The 17,863-nt window shown below is 66.8% G+C and carries 18 protein-coding genes; 6 read left to right on the top strand and 12 right to left on the bottom strand.

All coding sequences use genetic code 11. The annotated features are described in order from the left end of the window. The first annotated feature begins 144 nt into the window (after nucleotides 1–144). Nucleotides 145–1,377 (top strand): multidrug effflux MFS transporter, encoded by a 1,233-nt coding sequence (locus ACQCVD_RS03140; RefSeq protein WP_426822245.1) that lies wholly within the window; start codon nucleotides 145–147, stop codon nucleotides 1,375–1,377. Between the two features lie 43 nt (nucleotides 1,378–1,420). Here the strand turns inward: ACQCVD_RS03140 and cls are convergent, their stop codons facing one another. Both cls and ACQCVD_RS03130 read right to left on the bottom strand, forming a co-directional pair. Further along, nucleotides 1,421–2,944, bottom strand: coding sequence for a cardiolipin synthase (gene cls, locus ACQCVD_RS03135; protein ID WP_426822244.1), 1,524 nt, complete (start codon nucleotides 2,942–2,944; stop codon nucleotides 1,421–1,423). Between the two features lie 15 nt (nucleotides 2,945–2,959). After that, nucleotides 2,960–3,757 carry an exodeoxyribonuclease III gene (locus ACQCVD_RS03130; protein WP_426822243.1) on the bottom strand — a complete coding sequence of 266 codons (798 nt, stop codon included), beginning with the start codon at nucleotides 3,755–3,757 and terminating at the stop codon, nucleotides 2,960–2,962. 101 nt (nucleotides 3,758–3,858) lie between these two features. Here ACQCVD_RS03130 and tatA point away from each other — a divergent pair, with 101 nt between their 5' ends. Further along, nucleotides 3,859–4,029: a Sec-independent protein translocase subunit TatA gene (tatA, locus tag ACQCVD_RS03125; protein ID WP_426822242.1), complete on the top strand. Its 171-nt coding sequence runs from the start codon at nucleotides 3,859–3,861 to the stop codon at nucleotides 4,027–4,029. 6 nt (nucleotides 4,030–4,035) lie between these two features. On the opposite strand, the gene ACQCVD_RS03120 is transcribed toward tatA, so the two are convergent. Both ACQCVD_RS03120 and ACQCVD_RS03115 read right to left on the bottom strand, forming a co-directional pair. After that, nucleotides 4,036–5,037 carry an N-acetylglutamate synthase, CG3035 family gene (locus tag ACQCVD_RS03120; protein WP_426822241.1) on the bottom strand — a complete coding sequence of 334 codons (1,002 nt, stop codon included), beginning with the start codon at nucleotides 5,035–5,037 and terminating at the stop codon, nucleotides 4,036–4,038. Then, complete coding sequence (locus tag ACQCVD_RS03115) at nucleotides 5,037–5,669, bottom strand: peptide deformylase (RefSeq protein WP_426822240.1); 633 nt, start codon at nucleotides 5,667–5,669, stop codon at nucleotides 5,037–5,039. The genes ACQCVD_RS03120 and ACQCVD_RS03115 overlap by 1 nt, the downstream gene beginning before the upstream one ends. Before the next feature lie 16 nt (nucleotides 5,670–5,685). Here ACQCVD_RS03115 and ACQCVD_RS03110 point away from each other — a divergent pair, with 16 nt between their 5' ends. The 4 genes from ACQCVD_RS03110 (at nucleotide 5,686) to ACQCVD_RS03095 (ending at nucleotide 8,546) form a co-directional block, all read left to right on the top strand. Then, nucleotides 5,686–5,934 (top strand): DUF3263 domain-containing protein, encoded by a 249-nt coding sequence (locus ACQCVD_RS03110; RefSeq protein ID WP_426822239.1) that lies wholly within the window; start codon nucleotides 5,686–5,688, stop codon nucleotides 5,932–5,934. A 149-nt stretch (nucleotides 5,935–6,083) separates the two neighbouring features. Beyond that, nucleotides 6,084–6,782 (top strand): LytR C-terminal domain-containing protein, encoded by a 699-nt coding sequence (locus ACQCVD_RS03105; protein WP_426822238.1) that lies wholly within the window; start codon nucleotides 6,084–6,086, stop codon nucleotides 6,780–6,782. A gap of 26 nt (nucleotides 6,783–6,808) precedes the next feature. Next, nucleotides 6,809–7,939, top strand: a complete 1,131-nt coding sequence (locus tag ACQCVD_RS03100) for a glutamate--cysteine ligase (protein WP_426822237.1) — start codon at nucleotides 6,809–6,811, stop codon at nucleotides 7,937–7,939. Next, entirely contained in the window at nucleotides 7,932–8,546 is a 615-nt protein-coding gene (locus ACQCVD_RS03095) for an alpha/beta fold hydrolase (RefSeq protein WP_426822236.1), read from the top strand. Before ACQCVD_RS03100 ends, ACQCVD_RS03095 begins: the two co-directional genes overlap by 8 nt. Before the next feature lie 169 nt (nucleotides 8,547–8,715). On the opposite strand, the gene ACQCVD_RS03090 is transcribed toward ACQCVD_RS03095, so the two are convergent. The 8 genes from ACQCVD_RS03090 to ACQCVD_RS03055 form a co-directional block, all read right to left on the bottom strand. After that, nucleotides 8,716–9,096 (bottom strand): monovalent cation/H(+) antiporter subunit G, encoded by a 381-nt coding sequence (locus ACQCVD_RS03090; RefSeq protein ID WP_426822235.1) that lies wholly within the window; start codon nucleotides 9,094–9,096, stop codon nucleotides 8,716–8,718. A 1-nt stretch (nucleotide 9,097) separates the two neighbouring features. Continuing rightward, the gene (locus ACQCVD_RS03085; RefSeq protein ID WP_426822234.1) at nucleotides 9,098–9,373 is read right to left on the bottom strand and encodes a monovalent cation/H+ antiporter complex subunit F; all 276 of its coding nucleotides are present in this window, start codon (nucleotides 9,371–9,373) and stop codon (nucleotides 9,098–9,100) included. Between the two features lie 4 nt (nucleotides 9,374–9,377). Then, a complete protein-coding gene (locus ACQCVD_RS03080; protein WP_426822233.1) occupies nucleotides 9,378–9,887 on the bottom strand; it encodes a Na+/H+ antiporter subunit E in 510 nt (169 codons plus the stop codon). Further along, a complete protein-coding gene (locus ACQCVD_RS03075; protein WP_426822232.1) occupies nucleotides 9,884–11,635 on the bottom strand; it encodes a Na+/H+ antiporter subunit D in 1,752 nt (583 codons plus the stop codon). Before ACQCVD_RS03075 ends, ACQCVD_RS03080 begins: the two co-directional genes overlap by 4 nt. Next, nucleotides 11,628–12,119, bottom strand: coding sequence for a Na(+)/H(+) antiporter subunit C (locus ACQCVD_RS03070; protein ID WP_426822231.1), 492 nt, complete (start codon nucleotides 12,117–12,119; stop codon nucleotides 11,628–11,630). Before ACQCVD_RS03070 ends, ACQCVD_RS03075 begins: the two co-directional genes overlap by 8 nt. Nucleotide 12,120: 1 nt before the next feature. Beyond that, entirely contained in the window at nucleotides 12,121–15,156 is a 3,036-nt protein-coding gene (locus ACQCVD_RS03065; RefSeq protein ID WP_426822230.1) for a Na+/H+ antiporter subunit A, read from the bottom strand. Nucleotides 15,157–15,542: 386 nt separating this feature from the next. Beyond that, entirely contained in the window at nucleotides 15,543–16,079 is a 537-nt protein-coding gene (locus tag ACQCVD_RS03060) for an acetyl-CoA acetyltransferase (RefSeq protein ID WP_426822229.1), read from the bottom strand. Nucleotides 16,080–16,275: 196 nt separating this feature from the next. Next, nucleotides 16,276–17,658 (bottom strand): dipeptidase, encoded by a 1,383-nt coding sequence (locus ACQCVD_RS03055; RefSeq protein ID WP_426822228.1) that lies wholly within the window; start codon nucleotides 17,656–17,658, stop codon nucleotides 16,276–16,278. Nucleotides 17,659–17,863 lie beyond the last annotated feature (205 nt).

Genomic DNA, 17,863 nt, shown 5'->3' with positions numbered 1-17,863 from the left:
GCTATAGATTGGGTTAGTCTGGATCGGCCGCAGGTTCAGCTGTGCCGCTGGGCCTTCCGAGCCAGTCATGCCGCCGGTTATGCTGCGCCGAGGTGAGAACGACCGGTGCCGGATGGACCTTCCAGGAGAAAGAGGCGATGTGTAGTGGCTGCTGAGAGTACCGGGGCTTCAAACGGGGCCCGCCACCCGAAGCAGGAGCTCAGTACCACGCTGCTGTTCGGACTGGCCTTGTTGTCCGCGGCTGCCCCGTTCGCCACCGACATGTATCTGCCGGCGCTCCCGCTGATCGTCGAGGACCTGGACACCACGCAGGCGATGGTCCAGCTGACCCTGTCCGGCTTCATGCTCGGCCTCGCCGTCGGCCAGCTGATCGTCGGTCCGATCTCTGATGCTACCGGCCGCAAGAAGCTGCTGGTCGGTGGGGCGGGGATCGCGTTGGCGGCATCGATCGTCGCCGCGCTCTCTCCCAATATCGAGATCCTCATCTTCTGCCGACTATTGCAGGGACTGGGGTCGGGCGCGTGCATCGTGCTGGCCCGTGCGGTGATTCCCGACCTCGCCGTCGGTAAGAAGGCCGCCAAGGCCTTCGCGCTGATGATGACGATCCAGGGCATCGCGCCCGTCGCCGCGCCGGTTCTCGGTGGTCTGCTCGTGTCCCCGATCGGGTGGCGCGGGCTGTTCTGGGTGCTCGCCGGGGTCAACGTGGCGCAGCTGTTGGTGGCCGTGTTCCTGGTGCGCGAGTCCCGGCCGCCGGAGGAGCGTACCGAGGCGTCGCTACGCGGTATCTTCGGCAACTACCTCTACGTGCTGAAGAACCCCGCTTTCCGCGGTTACACCATCGCCTTCGCCTTCGGTTTCGCCGCCATGTTCTGCTACATCTCGGCCTCGCCGTTTGTGGTGCAGGAGCAGATGGGGCTGTCTGTCGGTGCCTTCACCGCGTTCTTCGCCGTGAACTCCCTGGGGCTGGTCGCCGCGAACATGGTCAACGCCAAGTTGATCGACCATTTTGAACCCCACACCATCCTCCGGGGTGCGCAGCTGCTGCTCGCGGTGTTCACCGTGGCGCTGCTGATCGCCGTCAACCTCACGCTCTCGCCGTGGGTCATTTTTCCCCTGGTTTTCCTCTGCATCAGCCAGATTGCGCCGATCCTCGGTAACTCCACCGCCCTGGGGACCGGTGCGGTCCGCGAGCGCGCCGGCTCGGGATCCGCGGTGATGGGTTTCCTGCAGTTCGGCCTGGCCGCCGTCGTGAGCCCCGTGATGGGATTGGGGCCCAACGCCGCGTTGACCATGTCCATCGGCATGGTCGTCTGCGTCTCCATTTCCCTGGGCGGGCAGGTCTACGCAGCCCGGGCCGCCCGCGCCCAGCGCCCCTGACCCACCGACGCCGTGCCCCACAGCGCCCCTCCGGGTGCACCACCTACTGCAGCGCCGAGGTCAGCCGCATCACGTTGTCGATGTAGCGGCGGAGCAGGCCGCGCCGGTTCCACTCCTCCAGGGTCAGCTCCCGGGAGACGCGCTGATAGTTCTCCCCCAGTTCCTGCAGCTGCTGCAGCAGGTCACCCTGGGTGATCATGAGCGAGACCTCGTAGTTCAGGCCGAAGCTGCGGATGTCCATGTTGGATGAGCCGATCACTCCCAACGGTTGCCCGGCGGGGCTGTCGGGGTCGGCGATGAGAAACTTCGTGTGCAGCACGTAGGGCTTGGGGAACTGGTAGATCCGCACCCCGGCCTCCAGCAGCGCCTGGTAGTAGCTCGACTGGGCGTGGTTGACCATGAACTGATCCGCCTGCTCGCTGACCAGCAGCTCCACCTCGACGCCGCGGTAGCAGGCGGTGGTCACCGATTCCAGCAGGGACTCGTCGGGGATGAAGTAGGGGCTGCACAGGATCAGCCGCTGCTTGGCGTGGTGGACGATCGAGTTGAACATCCGCAGATTCGGTTCAGTGGTGTAGCCCGGTCCGGAAGGCACCAGCTGGACCACGTTGCGCTCCGATTCCTCGGGAGGGGTTGCGTCACTCTCCGTGCCCTGCCGGGTGGGCAGCTCCAGGTTGGGGGTGTGGCGCGTGATGTCAAGGGTCTCGTCCGACTCGGAGTACCAGTCCACGGCGAACAGACCCTCCATGGACGCCACGATCGGACCGGACAGTTCGACCATCACGTCCACCCACTGCCGGCCGGCGCGCTGGTTCCGGCGGACCAGGTAGGAGCGGTCGATCATGTTCAACGAGCCCATGAAGCCGACGCGGCCGTCGATGATGAGCATCTTGCGGTGGTTGCGTAGATCGGGGCGGCGGAATCTGCCCCGCCAGGGTTTCAGCGGCAGCATGACGTACCAGTCGACGCCGATCCTCCTCAGCTTCCGGCCCAGGGAGAGGTAGCCCGGGTACTTCCAGCTGCCCACCTGGTCGAAGAGCAGGCGGACCGACACCCCACGCTGCACCGCGCGCTCCAGGGCCCGGTAGAACTGGTCGGTCGTGGAGTCCCACGCCATGATGTAGATCTGGACGTAGATGTACTCCTCCGCCGCATCGACGGCTTCGCACATCCGCCGGATTGTGGCGTCATAGTCGGCCAATAATCCGTGATTGATCCCGGCCACCGCGGGGTTGCCGGTCAGGAAGCGGTTCTGCCGGATCAGGGACTGGACCTCGGGGTCGGTGTAGGCCTCCGGGGGCTGATCGGGAACCTCCGTCAGGACGTCCTCGACCATGGCGTTGGCCTCCTGCTGGATGCGGTGGCGGCGCCGGTTGATGTACGGGCTGCCCATCAGCAGGAACAGCGGCAGACCGACCACCGGGAGGAGCAGAATCGTCAGCAGCCACGCGGTCGAGGAGCTGGGGCGGCGACCCTCCGGCACGACCCCGATGGCGATGATCTTGATCGAGTAGTCGATGATCAGGCCGATGGTCTGCCAGAGTTCCAGGTCGATCTGCAGGGTCATGGGGACGCGGCGGGGTTAGACGTCGTAGTCGACGACGACCGGGGCGTGGTCGGAGGCGCCCTTGGTGCTGCGCTCCTCAACATCGATGAAGCCGTCGGTGGCGGTGGCGTTCAGGGCGTCGCTGGCCAGCTGGAAATCGATGCGCATGCCCTGTCCCTTCTGGAAACGCATGCCCTTGTAGTCCCAGTAGGTGAACTGCCCCTCCGTGAACCGCCGGCTGGCCTCGGTCAACCCCTGCTCCAGCAGAGCCTCGAAAGAGGCCCGTTCGGGCTCGGTGATGTGGGTCTTGCCCTCGAAGAAGGACAGGTCCCAGACGTCCTCGTCGTGCGGGGCGATGTTGTAGTCGCCGCAGAGCACCAGCTTCTTCCCCGGTTCCGCCCGCAGGGTGTCGGACACGTGGATGCCCAAGGCGAAGAGCCAGCGCAGCTTGTAGTCGTAGTGTGGGTCGGCGATCTCCCGGCCGTTGGGCACATACAGGCTCCACACCCGTACCCCGCCGCAGGTCGCGCCGATGGCGCGGGCCTCCACGGTCTGCTCCGCGTCAGGGTTCTTGTCGAAGCCGGGCTGACCGGGAAAGTGCGTGGCGACGTCGTCCAGTCCCACCCGGGAGATGATCGCGACACCGTTCCACTGGCTCAGCCCGAAGTGCGCGACCTTGTAGCCGAGTTCGGTGAACCGGTGGAAGGGGAACTGCTCATCGGTGCACTTGGTCTCCTGAACGGCCAGGACGTCAATGTCGTGACGGGTCAGAAAATCCACCATGCGGTCCACGCGGGTGCGGGCCGAGTTCACGTTCCAGCTGGCAATGCGCATGATCTCCACACTAGCTGTTCGACCTGCACGATGAACCCCGTGGGGGAGTGACGTTGTAGGGTGTGGGCACAGCAAACCAGTTGTTTCCGAAAGGTTTTCCCATGACCGGCATCGGCCCCGCCCAACTGCTCATCATCGCCCTGATCGTCGTTGTCCTCTTCGGCGCCAAACGACTGCCCGACGCAGCACGTTCCATCGGCCGCTCCCTGCGGATCTTCAAGTCCGAGATCAAGGAACTGGACTCGGACCCGGCGGACACGCCGCGGAACTAGGCCGCGCTAAGCCTGGTACGTGGCATAGCGGTGCCGGTGGTGCTCGCCGAAGCCCAACTTGCCGTAGAGCCCGATCCCGGCGGTGTTGGACGCGATGACCTGTAAGTAGGCTTCGTCGGCACCGTTGTCGGCACCCCAGCGCAGCATCTCTGCGCCCAGCCGGGTGCCCAGGCCGCGGCGTCGCCACGCGGGCGCCACCTCCACCGCGGAGTAACCGAGGAACACCCGGCCGTCCCCCGTCCCGGTCAGTGTGCCGCGGGTGATCGCCACGGTTTCCCCGTCGGGCGTCTGCAGCCGTCCGAAACCCATCTTCCCGTCGATGCGGGTGCGCAGCAGTTCCAGCGCCCGGCGGGGCAGCGGCTGACCGCGGAAGTGGTAGAGGTCCAGCCAGTTCTCATCGGGCTGCTCGTCGATGCGGAAGACCAGCTCGCCGGCACCGGGGATTTCGGGTGGCAGCGCCAGGTCGCGCTGCATGACCACGATTTCCTGCCCCAGTTCCCAGCCGTCGGCGGAGATGAGCTTCAGCGCCGGGTTGCCGATGCGCTCGGGCAGCAGCAGCCGGACCGGAAGCCGGTGGCGGGCGTAGAAGTCCTGGATCTCCGCCATGGGAACGGCGTCGAAACCCGCGGCCGGGCCCAGCGGGGCGGCGGAATTGGAGCGCTCAGTCACGCCGTCGCCGGCGCGCAGCAGCCACTGCCCGGACTGCGACCAGGAATGGTCGATGCCGGGGAAGGCCTTCGCCGTGGCTACCTCGATCGCGCGGATATCGGAGTTGCGGATCCGCCGCGGGGAGAGTTTCTTGACGATCTTGACCAGTTCCCCCGGGATCTCGATGGCGGGGGCGTCGCTGGTGAAGCCGCCCACGGACTGCGGGCGCAGCACCAGCGGGTCCGTCGAGAGCACATGGCCGATGACGTCGCTCAGGTGTCCCGGAGTGTCCGGGAGGAGGCGGCGCACCACCACCCGGTCACCCGGGGCGATCTCGTCGGAGCGGAAGATCCGGGACATCAGGAGTCGTCGTCGGCGTCGTCGTCGTGGCCGAAGGGATCCGCGTCCACGCCCGGCAGCCAGGTCAGGTCGGCCTCGGTCCATCCGTTGCGTTTGATGGCCTTCTTCGCGGCGCGCTTGTTCCGGCCGATCAGCGTGTCCGTGTACACGTAGCCGTCCAGGTGCCCCACCTCGTGCTGCAGGCAGCGGGCGAAGAAGCCGTAGCCCTCCACGCTGACCTCGTTGCCGTGCTCATCGGTGCCGGTCACCCGGGCCCAGTCGGCGCGACCGGTGGGGAAGCCCTCTCCGGGCACCGAGAGGCAGGCCTCGTCATCGGAGCCGTCGTCGGCGGGCATGGTCTCCGGGATCGCGGAGGTCTCCAGCACCGGGTTGACCACGCAGCCGCGACGGTAGCCCTGCTCCGCCTCGGGCAGTGCGGAACCCTCCGGGCCCTCGACATCGGGGCAGTTGTAGACGAACAACCGCTTGGCCACGCCGACCTGGTTGGCGGCGAGGCCGACGCCGCGGGCCGCATCCATGGTCTCGTACATGTCGGCGATCAGCTCGGCCAGCTCAGCCGGCGATTCCGTCACGGGCTCGGTGGGATGGTGCAGCACGGGGTCGCCGTGGATAACGATGGGACGAACAGTCATGTTCTACAGTTTAGGCATGCCCGAGCTAGATGACTTCGATGCCCGCCTCCTCGACTTCGAGGAACACGCGCCCCGCAGCCTCGGCGCGAAGGAGGAGGCCATCCGCAAACAGCTCGGAATCTCCCCGGTGCGCTACTATCAGCGCCTCAACCTGCTTATCGACGCCCCGGCCGCCATGGCAGAGCACCCCGTGCTCACCGCCCGGCTGCGCCGGATCCGGGATCAGCGCGAGCAGGAACGGCAGGGGGCACGTGAGGTGGAGTAGGAGACACTTCAGTACCTTCCTCCCGGAGCGGCGGTATCGCCCGGGTGGACCAGGGGTGGCTCCGGGAGAAATGGCCGTTACGATAAAGCCAGTCGCGGACCGGGCAGGTTGTCGGGTGTCTGAGCGCATGAGGGGCTAGAGTGATGGATGTGACTGATGTGAACAATGAGACCGAGAAGTCCCCAGCCAAAGGCGGGGGCCTGCCGCTGCGTGGTCTGGCGATGGTGCTCATCGCCGTCGCTGTGCTGCTGGGCCTGTGGGGGCTGTACTCCCTGACCCAGGGCGGTAACGGCTCCGATTCCACGGAGATGGCGGCCGAGAGCACCGAATCCTCCGCGTCCGCTCCCGCGCAGTCCCCGGCACCCGAGGCCGGGTCGGAGCAGACCCCGGCCGACGACGCCACGGAAAGCGACGCCGCCCGGGAGAGCGCCGCCCCGGACACGTCCGCGGAAGGTGACGCCGCCGCGGAAGGCGCGGAGCGGGACAAGGAACGAGACGGTGAGCGCGACCGCGCCGCGGACGCTGCCCCGGGTGGCGCCGCGTCCCCGGCCGAGCCGGCCCGCCTGAACGTGCTGAACAACTCCACCGTGCCCGAGCTGGCCGCGGAGGTTTCCGAGAAGCTCGGTGACGAGGGCTACGAGCTCGGCGAGGTGGGCAACTTCGCCGACGAGATCTTCCCGGAGACCACCGTCTTCTTCACCCCCGGAAACCCCGAGGCGGAGGCGGAGGCCCGGGAGCTGGCCTCCCGTCTGAAGGGCGTGGCCCGTGAGAACGCCGATTCCCTGCCGGACAACACCACCGACGGCAATGACATCACCCTGGTCCTGGTCAAGGAAGTCGTCCTCTAGTTTCCTATTCGGAAGGGGAGGTCGCCATGGCCCCCGAGTTCAACCGCTCGCCCCGCCCCACCCTCGGCGTGGAGTGGGAGATCGGGCTGATCGACCCGGAGACGCGGGATCTGGTCCCGCGCGCGGGGGATGTCGTCGACATCGTGGAGCGCAACCACCCCGAGGTCCATCTGGAGCGCGAGTTCCTGCAGAACACCGTGGAGCTGGTCACCGGTATCTGTGATGACGTGCCGGAGGCCGTCGCCGATCTGGACCGCTCCCTGACCGCAGTGAAGGAGGCCGCGGACCAGCTGGGCATCCGGCTCTGGGGCTCGGGCTCGCACCCTTTCTCCGATTTCCGGGAGCAGCCGGTCTCGGTCAAGGGCTCCTACTCCGAGATCATCGAGCGCACCCAGTACTGGGGTTCGCAGATGCTGATCTGGGGTATCCACGTTCACGTGGGCATCCGGCACGAGGACCGGGTGTGGCCGATCATCAACGCCCTGCTGACCAAGTATCCGCACCTGTTGGCGCTGACGGCCTCCTCCCCGGGCTGGGATGGGATCGACACCGGCTACGCCTCCAACCGCACCATGCTCTACCAGCAGCTGCCCACCGCCGGACTGCCCCCGCAGTTCCGGTCCTGGCAGGAATGGGTGGACTACATGTATGACCAGAACCGCTCCGGCGTGATCAACCACACCGGATCGATGCACCTGGACATCCGGCCCGCCTCCAAGTGGGGCACCATCGAGGTCCGTATCTCCGACGCCACGTCCAACCTGCGGGAACTCTCCGCTGTGGTGGCGCTGACCCACTGCCTGGTGGTCCACTTCGACCGCATGCTGGACCGGGGTGAGCCGCTGCCCAGCCTCCAGCCCTGGCACGTGGAGGAGAACAAGTGGCGGGCCGCCCGCTACGGCCTGGAAGCGCTGGTCATCGTCAACCGCGCCACTGACGAGCGGTGGGTGACTGAAGAACTGACGGAACTGGTCGATGAACTCGGTCCGCTGGCTACGGAACTGAACTGCCGCCGGGAGCTGGGACTGATCTCCGAGATCCTGGAGCGCGGTGCCGGCTACCACCGCCAACGCCGCATCTTCGAAAAGACCGGCTCCTGGATCGGGGCCGTGGATAGAACCTGCGATGAGATGGAGGAGTTGCGTCCCCTTGACTGAGAATCTGGTGCTGGTGCCCGGCGCAGGACAGCTGCCGGAGGTCTGGACAGGCGTGATCAACCAGCTGCCCCACGGCGTGGTCCCCAAGCTGCCGACGCTGCGGGGCGGGCTGGACGAACAGGTGGAGCAGCTGCAGGATTACCTGCAGAAACACGAGTTGACCAGCTTCTATCTGGGTGGTCACGCAGTGGGGGCGATGGTGGCGGTGCGCTTTGCCGCCGCCTTCCCGAAGCGGGTGCGCGGCCTGGTTCTCTCCGACCCGCAGCTGCGCCTGGATGAGACCCAGCTCAAGCAGACCCGCAGCGCCTTGAAGTTCCTGCCGAAGTTCCTGTTGCGCCGCCGCGGCCTGGACAAGGCGGAGCTGCTCCACCAGCTTGACGACGCCGCCGCGCTCGACCTCTCCGGAGACCTCGCCGCGGTCGCGGAGATTCCGGTGCAGCTGTTGGCGGCCCGGGACACCGAGGCCGCGGCCCGTGAGGTGGCGGCCGCCCTGCCGCAGGCGGAGCTGGAGGTGGTGGACGCCGCGACTGGCCCCGGGCCGGCCGCGGCGTGGTTCGAAGCCCGGCCCGAGGTGTTCGGTGCGGCGGTCGGAAGGCTGCTGGTGTAGGAAGCGGCGTTCCGCACCCAGTCGCTGCTGGACCGGTTCCCGGCCGACTACGGAACGAAGGGCAGCAGTGGAGCTACACCGCCCGCGCCGCCTGAGTGGCCTTTCGCGCGGACAGAAGCAGCACGGTAATCTCGACGAGCATCTGGCCCAGCGCCGCTGAGCCCATGGCTCACCGCCGCCGCATGGAACGGTCGGCCGGTGCCTCATTGTGGTTCATGTTGTCCTTGGTGCCGTAGAGCCCTTCACGCCGGGAGATCCGGCCCACCCGCTGTGCGGTGACGGGGCTGGTGAGCAGCGCGAAAGTGACCAGCAGGACCAGAATCCCCAGATCACCGCGTTCGGTGACCCCGAAGTGCTCGCTGCCCAGGACCCGGATGATCGCGCCGATCACGGTCAGGATCAGTCCGGTGGTCTGCGGCTTGGTGATCGCGTGAACCTTGGACATGGTGTCGTTGAAGCGGTGCAGTCCGACTGCCGCGGAGAAGGCCAGCAGGGCCCCGGCGAGCAGGAAGACCAGCGAGACGATGTCGGTGACAAGTTGCAGTGACATATCAGGAACCATCCCGCTTCCGGAACCGGGCCACGCTCACCGTGCTGATGAAGCCCAGCAGGGCGACCACGAGCATGGCATTGGAGACCGTGGTGTCCAGCGTCCAGCAGATGTAGGTGGCCAGCATGCACTGGATCATCGCCACCAGGCCGTCGAGACCGAGCAGCCGGTCGAGTGAGTTCGGTCCAATCAGGATGGCCCACATGGTCAGCAGGAAGGCCCCGGCGAAGAATATCGCGGCCACCAGCAGGATCGAGTTGTAGAGTGTCGGGTCCACGTGGCTATCTCCTTTCGAAAGTCTCGATGAGGCGCTTTTCCAGGCGGGCGACAGACGCCAGCTCGCGCTGCAGGTCCTCATCGGTGTCGGTGTCCAGCAGGTGGACCGTCCACATGCGGTTGGCGATGTCGATGTCGGTGACCGAACCGCCGGGCTGCAGGTTGAACAGCATGGTGGCGAAGGACAGGATCAGTTCATTCTGCACCCGCATCGGCACCCGCACGATGGAGGTGCGCGGCGGGGGCGTGGGGCGCAGCGCCAACCAGGCCACCTTCACGGAGGCGAACATCAGGTTTCCCACCCAGGCGGCCATGAGACTGAAGAACTTGCCCCAGTGGATGGTCAGTCCCTGGACCGGCATGGCCGGAAGCGGCAGACCGAAGACGATCAGCAGCGCGATGGCCAGGCCGGCGAAGAAGTTGGCCCAGGTGAATTCTCCCTGCAGCGCCATCCAGAGGAAGGTCAGCCAAAACAGGGTCCAGGGCCGGAACCGGCGTTTGATGTCGACGATCATGATGCGTCCTCCTCGGCGTCCGGGGCAGGGGTGCCATTGTCGGTGGCGATGTCCGGCAGGGGAGCCTGCTCCTGACGATCCCGGTGCTCCCGGTCGTCCGAGCCGTCGTCGAGCCGTTGCTGGTCCAGGGTCCGGGTCGGGTTGTCGGGGTCCTCGCCCAGCACCGCGGTCCGGTAGATGTTGACGTCCTGGGCGGAATCGGCGGCCCGGCCGGTGACACCGGTCAGTGGTCCGGCCAACACCGTCAGGGACAGCGAGGCGAGCACCAGCAGGGTCGTCGCGCCGACCATGCCGAAGGGCATCCGGCCCACGTCCTCACGGTCGGTGAACTTGATCTCGTCCGTGACATCGGCCAGCGGCGCCGGACGTGCCATCGCCAGCGAGCCCTCCGGGGCGTCGCGACGGTCGCGCCAGAACCCCTTCGACCAGACCAGGACCATCGTGTACAGGGTCAGCAGGGAGGTGACCACCGCACCGGCGATGAGCACCCACGCCAGCCAGCCGCCCTCATTGGCGCCGGCCTGCAGCAGGATGATCTTGCCCAGGAAGCCGGAGAACGGCGGAATGCCGCCCAGGTTGATCGCCGGGATGAAGTAGAGCAGAGCCAGCACCGGTGAGATGTAGGCCAGGGAACCCAGGCGCCGCAACGAGGACGTGCCGGCCTGGCGTTCGATGAGGCCGACCACCAGGAACAGCGCGGTCTGGACGAGGATGTGGTGCACGGCGTAGAAGATGGCGCCCGACAGCCCCTGGGCGGAGCCCAGTGCGATGCCGAAGATCATGTAACCGATGTGGCTGACCAGGGTGAACGAGAGCAGACGCTTGATGTCGTTCTGCGCCATCGCGCCCAGGATACCCACCAGCATCGTCGCCAGGGCCACCCACATCAGCATGGTGTCCAGGGAGCCGTCAGTGAACACCACCGAACGCATCCGGATGATCGAGTACACGCCGACCTTGGTCAGCAGGCCGGCGAACACCGCGGTGACCAGGGAGGGGGCGGTGGGGTAGGAGTCCGGCAACCAGGCGTCCAGGGGGAAGACCGCGGCCTTGATGCCGAACGCGACCAGCAGGACGCCGAAAATGGCGGCCCGGGTGCCGGAGGGCACCTCGTCCATCCGCATGCCGACCTGCGCCATGTTCAGTGTGCCCACCGAGGCGTAGATCATGGCCAGGGCGAACAGGAAGACCATGGAGCTGGCCATGGAGACCATCACGTACCCCACACCGGCGCGGACGCGGGAGGGCGAACCGCCCAACGTCAGCAGCACGTAGGAGGCTACGAGGAAGACCTCGAAACCGACGTAGAGGTTGAAGATGTCACCGGACAGGAAGGACAGGTTCACGCCCATGCTCAGCAGCAGGTAGGTGGGCATGAACACGGCCACCGGCTCGTCCTTCCCGCCGTCGCGCACGCCCTGGCTGATCGCGTACCACATCACGCAGAACAGCACGAGGGCGGAGACGGTCAGCATCACGGTGGACAGCCGGTCGGCCACCAGGGTGATGCCGACGGGGGCGTCCCAGCCGCCGATCTGGACGGTCTGGATGCCGTTGGCGTCCACGACCCACAGCATCGCACCGGCCAGCACGATGATGAACAACAGCGTGAACAGGGCGACCGCGCGCTGGGCGTGGGGGAAGCGGCTGAGTAACAGGGCCAGTCCCGCGGCGACGGCGGGCAGGACGATGGGCAGCGGGATCAGGTAGGGCATCAGATCCAGCAGAGCGGAATGCAACTCAGTCATCCTCCTCCCCCTTCAGCGGCTGTTCGAAGGACTTCGGGCCGAAGGCGTCGCCCCCGGAGGTCATGCGGCCGGTCTCCGGGTCATCGGAGGCGTCGTGGTCGGGGGCGGCGGAAGCCGTGGAGGGCCGCGCCGCGATGGCGGTGTCCTCGGTGTCGTCCTCGATCACGTCCGCGGTGCGGTAGCGGTACTGGCGGTAGGCCAGGGTGAGGATGAACGCGGTCAGTGCCATGGAGATCACGATGGCCGTCAGGATCATGGCCTGCGCCAGCGGGTCGGCGATCTGGTCGCCGTAGACCTCGGAGTCACGGTGCCGGATCGGCGGGGAACCCGCGGAACCACCGGCCATCAGGATCATCAGGTTGGCGCCGTTGCCGAGCAGGATGATCCCCATCAGCATCTTGGTCATCGCGCGGTCCAGCATCAGGTAGACACCACCGGAGATCATCGCGCCGGCGGCGAGCAGCAGAAAGAGGTTGGCGACCATGTCAGTGCTCCTTTCCGTTGCTCGGGGTTTCTGGTTCGGAGCCGGTGGGTGCCCCGTCCGGCGGATCCGCTTCCGGCGGTGTCCCCGCCCGGGTGCTTGCCGACGCCCCGACGGTGGCCTTCTGCTGGGCACGGCGGCGTTCCACGGCGCGGGCCATGGAACGGGCCCGGTCGCGGGCGCGCTGCTTGCGCATCTCCTCGTCCTGGTCGAGCTGGCCACCCAGGGAGGTCAGGATGTGCATGATGAGGCCGACGACGATGAGGTAGACACCGGCGTCGAAGAGCAGGGCGGAAGGGACGTGCACGTCCCCGATCAGCGGCAGTGCCAGGTCCCACACCTGCGAGCTCAGTGGCGGACGTCCCAGCAGCATCGGCCAGATTGCCGCGGCCGCGGCCAGGAGCAGGCCGGTACCGAGGATGCGGCCGGCATCCACCGGCAGGGCCTCCTCCAGCTCGTCGCGGCCGCCGGCGAGGTAGCGCAGCGTGAAGGCGAGAGCCGCGACCAGGCCACCGGCGAAACCGCCGCCGGGGGCGTTGTGGCCGGCGAAGAAGAAGTACAGGGAGACCACCATCATCGAGGGGAACAGGATGCGGGTGGCGATGTCGACCATCAGGGAACGGTTCTGTGCCTTCTCGGTGTCCACCCGGGCCGCCAGCCAGCGGCGGCCCGTGACCCGGAGGGTGGGGCGCCGGGAGGCGCGGCTGAACGAGCGGGTGCGGTAGATCAGCGAGGCCACGCCGGTGGCGGCGATGACCAGCACGGAGATCTCCCCGAAGGTGTCGAAGGCACGCAGGTCGACCAGCAGCACATTCACCGTGTTCGCACCATGGCCGATCTCATAGGCCAGGTCCGGCATGTACTGCGAGATCGGATCCTCTGAACGGGCGTTGATGGCGAACATCATGACGATGGTCACCGACGCGCCGACGGCGATGGCCAGCCAGGCGCGGAACCGGTTGCCCTTCGGGGTACCCCGCCACTCGGTCTCCGTCGGCAGCTTGCGCAGCACCAACATGAACACCACCATCACGATGGTCTCCACCAGGGTCTGGGTCAGCGCCAGGTCCGGGGCACCCTGCAGCGCGAAGATGACGGCGAGGGAGTAGCCTGTCACCCCGACCATGATGACCCCGGACAGCCGGTTGTTGGACTGGGTGGCGGCGATCGACATCAGGATGATCACCACGGCGATCACGGCCTGCCAGGGCGTGTCCCACAGTTCCATGCGCACGTCGTTGCGTTCGCCCAGGATCAGGGCCGTCAGCGGCAGGATGATCAGCACCGCGAAGATGATGCCCAGGTTGATCGTGAGTGAACCACGCTGGGTGGAGGCGGTCAGGCGCAGCGAGATGCGGCGCAGCTGATCCAGGATCCAGTCGTAGGTGGAATCGGCGTTGCCCAGGGCAGGTTCCTGGAAATTGAAGCGGGCCAACCGCTCGCGCTGCCAGAACAGGAGCGCACCGCCGACGATGATGACCCCGGAGAGCAGCAGCGGAAGGGTGAAGCCGTGCCACAGGGCCAGGTGGGTCTCCGGTTCACCCGGCGCCAGCGGCAGTACCGCGTCCAGGTGGGCCTCCAGGAAGGTGGAGAGCAGGCCGGGGGCCAGTCCCAGCAGGATCGTCAGGGCGGTGAGGAGGGCCGGGGAGATCCACAGCTTCGGGCCGATGGGGTGCATCTCCACCACGGCCCGGGAGGTGCCCCCACCCGAGGGATGGTTGGCCCTCTTCGTGGCGAACGCCCCGTAGAGGAAGAACAGGCTGTAGGCCATGGTCAGGATGGAACCGACGACCATGCCCACCAGCATCAGGTTCCGCGGCATACCCACCAGCAACCCCTCGTGCAGGGTAGCGTCCAGGACGGTCTCCTTGGCCACGAAACCGAGGAGGGGTGGGATACCCGCCATCGAGGCTGCGGCGACGATCGCGAGCCCGGTGATGAGGGGTTGCTTCTTCCCCAGTCCCGACAACTCCCGGATGTCACGGGTGCCGGAGGTGTGGTCGATCGCGCCGACGATCATGAACAGGGTGGCCTTGAACAGCGAGTGTGCGAAGGTCAGCGCCAGGCCGGCCAGCATCGCCTCCCGGGACCCCACGGAGATGATGGACATGATGAAACCGAGCTGGGAGACGGTGCCGTAGGCCAGGATCAGCTTCAGGTCCTTCTGCCGCAGCGCCATCCAGCCGGCCATGATCATGGTGAACAAACCCAGCGGGATCACCACGAGGTACCAGCTGGAGATCACGTTGAAGTCGGGTGCCAGACGGGCGACCAGGTAGATGCCGGCCTTGACCATGGCGGCCGAGTGCAGGTACGCCGAAACCGGGGTCGGGGCGGCCATCGCTCCGGGCAGCCAGAAGTGTGCCGGTGCGATCGCGGACTTCGACAGCGCACCGGCCAGGATCAGGATGATCGTGGCGGTCAGGTACGGTGTCGCCGCGAGATCGGCATACTCCGGGAGGTCCGAGAAGTTCCAGATACCGGTCTGACGTCCGAGTAGAATGATGCCCACCAGCATCGCCAGGCCGCCCAGGGTGGTCACCATCAGCGCCTGGCCCGCGGAGCGGCGGGAGGAGGCGCGCTCGCCGTAGTAACCGACCAGCAGGAAGGACAGGACCGAGGTGATCTCCCAGAAGACGTACATCAACAGGAAGTTGTCGGAGATGACCAGGCCGAACATGGCACCCGCGAAGGCGACCATCTGGGCACCGAAGTAGGCCAGCCGACGGGGGTTGGAGTCGAAGTAGCCCCAACAGTAGATCAGGACCAGCGCACCCACACCCAGGATGATCAGACTGAAGAGCCCGGCCAGTGGATCCAGCCGGAATGTCAGGTCCAGGTGGACCGGGGACATCCAGGCGAGATCGAAATATAGAGCTCCGCCATCATCGAAGGTGCCGTCGACGAACAACGACAGCACCCACACAAATCCCGCGGCCGGAACCAGCGCCAGCAGCCCGAACGCGGAACGGCCCAGAAGGCGGAGGAGAACAGGTGCGATCACCGCGGCAACGGCGAGCGCAATCAGTAATATCAGCACGTGCCCGAAGCTCCCCTTTGACATTGAGTGGACAGGACAGTGCCGCTCCGATCCTCGTCGCCAACGTGCGTGCTGCCCCCCAGCAGCAAGGAGAACTTCTTACTGAGAAACACCCATTAAGGCGGCGTCGAAACCGGCGCGGCCAACACCTCAAAGCCTACCCGCCGGGCGTGTCGGGTGGTAGCGGAAGTTTTTCAGGGCAGTAATATATGCGGCTCTCACGAGCGTGTCGGATGAATGTTTATGCAACTGAACATGAATGCGAACTGGGAATCCCCGGCGGGGCGCCGGTAGGTGCACCCGCCGCCGAAGAGGGCCCGGTTCCGGAGTGGCGGGGAGGGGCCGGGTCATTTTTTCCTGGTGAGCTGTGGGGGGATCGGCGGGGCTCAACCGTGGATGCGCTGCCCGGCGGAGCTGAGGGCGGCGGCGACGGAAATATCGCGGTTCGGGCCGAATCCGACGGCCCAGCGGCTGCGGCGGGAGTCGGTGACATGCAGGAAGGTGACGGTCGCCTCGAAGATCTCCAGCTGGTGGAAGCTCAGAATCTCGACGTGGCGGCCGACCTCTGCCAGCAGACCGGTGCAGGCCGAGGCTGGGCCGGTTGAGATGATCTCCCGCGTGGTGATGCGCGGCTGGTCGGTCTTGGAGGTGCGGACCCGGTCCGCGGTGTAGCGGAACAGCCCGCCCCGCAGCCGCTCCGAGTTCAGGTTGTGCAGCCGGACCTCCGCCTGGGGCGCATAGGTGGCGGTGAACAGGTTCCAGTCCATGCCCGCGGCCTCCTCGCGTAGACCGCGGGGGAGACGGTGTGTGCCACCGAAGCGGAGCTGGAGCGGATCGGTGCCGGGGGTCTGGGTGGGCTGCCGCCGGAGCTGACCAGTACGGGTGGTGTGCTCGACGGTGGGCAGAGAAGTGGAGGGGAACATTGTGCCGGTCCTTCCGGGAAACGGAAATAAGGGAGCGGACCGACTCTTCAGGAGCCTGGGTTGCTAACGACTACTACCCCATGCACGGGGGTCAGTCCTTAGCCCGTGCTGGGGTACGTAGCCTTCGCTACTCGCTGAAGAGAAATGTTCTGAATCACGCCACCAACGTAAGTCAGATCACAGAAAAAGGCAAGTCCTAGTTCTGTGCACCGTAGTTGAGCAGGAACAACGCCTCCGCGGTGGCGATGTGGATGATCTCCGAGGGGTCCACTGACTCATTGGGCGAGTGGATCGTGGTCTGGGGTTCCTCCACCCCGAACAGGGCGATCTCGGCGCTCGGCTGCGCCTCCTGCAGGGCGGTGCACAGCGGGATGGACCCACCGGAGCCGACGGTGGTGAACTCACTGGTGCCGTAGGCGGTGGCCAGGGCACCACCCAGCAGGGCGAGGGCCGGGTTGGTGAGGTCCGCCCGGAACGCTTCGTTGACGTCATCGATCGTGACCTCGACCCTCGCGCCCCATGGGGTGTGCGCCTTCAGGTGGGCGGCCAGCTTCGCTGCGGTTTCTGCGGCGGACATGCCGGGAGCCACACGCAGGTTCAGTTTGGCGCTGGCGGTAGCGGGCACAGCGTTGACGGCCTCGGCCACCGGGGTGGAGGTGAAACCCGTGACGGTGACCGCCGGCCGGGCCCACACGAAGTCGGCCGGGGAGTCGGTGGCGTCGCCGACCAGCTCCACGCCGTCGAGGACACCGGCGTCAGAGCGGAAGGTCGCGGCGTCGTAGGGCTCGCCGTCCCAGCGTGCGCTGGTGTCCACGCCGTCGATGACGGTGCGGCCGTGCTCGTCACGCAGCGAGTCCAGCAGCCGGATCAGAGCGGCGGCGGCATCCGGTGCAGCCCCGCCGAACATGCCGGAGTGGACCGGAGTGCGCAGGGTGTCCACGGTGACGGTGGCTTGGGCACCGCCCCGCAGGGTGGTGGTCAGCGTGGGCGTACCGACGGCCGCGTTGCCGGTGTCGGCGATGAGGATGGCGTCGGCGGCGAAGAGCTCGGGGCGCTCCTGGATCAGGCGGTCCAGGCCCTCGCCACCGCGTTCCTCAGAGCCCTCCACCAGCACCGTGATGTTCAGGTCGGGCTGGGCCCCGGCGTCGTTGACTGCGCGCAGGGCCGCCAGGTGCATCGCCAGGTTGCCCTTGCAGTCCGCCGCGCCGCGGCCGTACCAGCGGCCGTCGCGTTCGGTCAGTGTGAAGGGGTCGGAGATCCAGTTGACGCGCTCACCCGCGGGTACCACGTCGTAGTGGGAGTACAGCAGAACGGTGGGGGAGCCCGGGGCACCGGTTCGGGTGCCCAGCACCGTCGTGGAGCCGTCCGTGGTGGTGATCTGCTGGACCTTGAGGCCCACGGTCTCCAGGGCATCAGCCACCCAGTCAGCGGCGCCGGCGGCCTGGTCGGCGAGCGTGGGCTCACCGTGCACGGAGTTGAAGGAGACCAGCTCACTGAGGTTGGTGAAGATCTGTTCGCGCTGGTTGGCGACGTGGGAACGGATCTGGTCGGCGTTGGGCAGGGGAATCGAAACTGTCATGGTTTTCGAGTGTAGTGCGCCGTAGGGGAGCGGAAATCTTGTCCGGGTTCAGCAGGCGTGCGGACCGGAATGTCCACCCGGGGGATTAGCCTGGGACGGTGGAAGCACTGATCTGCGGTGGCGGAAGGGAGGTGGGACAGTGCCTCGTCTCCCATTCCTCCGCCGCCATTCACTACTATTTGCACAGTTGATCATTTAAATAACG

Source organism: Corynebacterium halotolerans (genome assembly GCF_050107895.1).
In the GTDB taxonomy this organism is placed as follows: domain Bacteria; phylum Actinomycetota; class Actinomycetes; order Mycobacteriales; family Mycobacteriaceae; genus Corynebacterium; species Corynebacterium halotolerans_B.
Note: the sequence above shows the minus strand (reverse complement) of the source record. Positions and strands in the feature narration are given on the sequence as shown.

What these genes read in the sequence shown, in the direction of transcription:
- tatA (WP_426822242.1), top strand. Translation starts at nt 3,859, where the DNA reads ATGACCGGCATCGGCCCCGCCCAACTGCTCATCATCGCCCTGATCGTC.
- ACQCVD_RS03075 (WP_426822232.1), bottom strand. Translation starts at nt 11,635, where the DNA reads ATGACTGAGTTGCATTCCGCTCTGCTGGATCTGATGCCCTACCTGATC.
- ACQCVD_RS03080 (WP_426822233.1), bottom strand. Translation starts at nt 9,887, where the DNA reads ATGATCGTCGACATCAAACGCCGGTTCCGGCCCTGGACCCTGTTTTGG.
- ACQCVD_RS03055 (WP_426822228.1), bottom strand. Translation starts at nt 17,658, where the DNA reads ATGACAGTTTCGATTCCCCTGCCCAACGCCGACCAGATCCGTTCCCAC.
- ACQCVD_RS03115 (WP_426822240.1), bottom strand. Translation starts at nt 5,669, where the DNA reads ATGACTGTTCGTCCCATCGTTATCCACGGCGACCCCGTGCTGCACCAT.
- ACQCVD_RS03060 (WP_426822229.1), bottom strand. Translation starts at nt 16,079, where the DNA reads ATGTTCCCCTCCACTTCTCTGCCCACCGTCGAGCACACCACCCGTACT.
- ACQCVD_RS03090 (WP_426822235.1), bottom strand. Translation starts at nt 9,096, where the DNA reads ATGTCACTGCAACTTGTCACCGACATCGTCTCGCTGGTCTTCCTGCTC.
- ACQCVD_RS03110 (WP_426822239.1), top strand. Translation starts at nt 5,686, where the DNA reads ATGCCCGAGCTAGATGACTTCGATGCCCGCCTCCTCGACTTCGAGGAA.
- ACQCVD_RS03120 (WP_426822241.1), bottom strand. Translation starts at nt 5,037, where the DNA reads ATGTCCCGGATCTTCCGCTCCGACGAGATCGCCCCGGGTGACCGGGTG.
- ACQCVD_RS03130 (WP_426822243.1), bottom strand. Translation starts at nt 3,757, where the DNA reads ATGCGCATTGCCAGCTGGAACGTGAACTCGGCCCGCACCCGCGTGGAC.
- ACQCVD_RS03070 (WP_426822231.1), bottom strand. Translation starts at nt 12,119, where the DNA reads ATGGTCGCCAACCTCTTTCTGCTGCTCGCCGCCGGCGCGATGATCTCC.
- ACQCVD_RS03100 (WP_426822237.1), top strand. Translation starts at nt 6,809, where the DNA reads ATGGCCCCCGAGTTCAACCGCTCGCCCCGCCCCACCCTCGGCGTGGAG.
- cls (WP_426822244.1), bottom strand. Translation starts at nt 2,944, where the DNA reads ATGACCCTGCAGATCGACCTGGAACTCTGGCAGACCATCGGCCTGATC.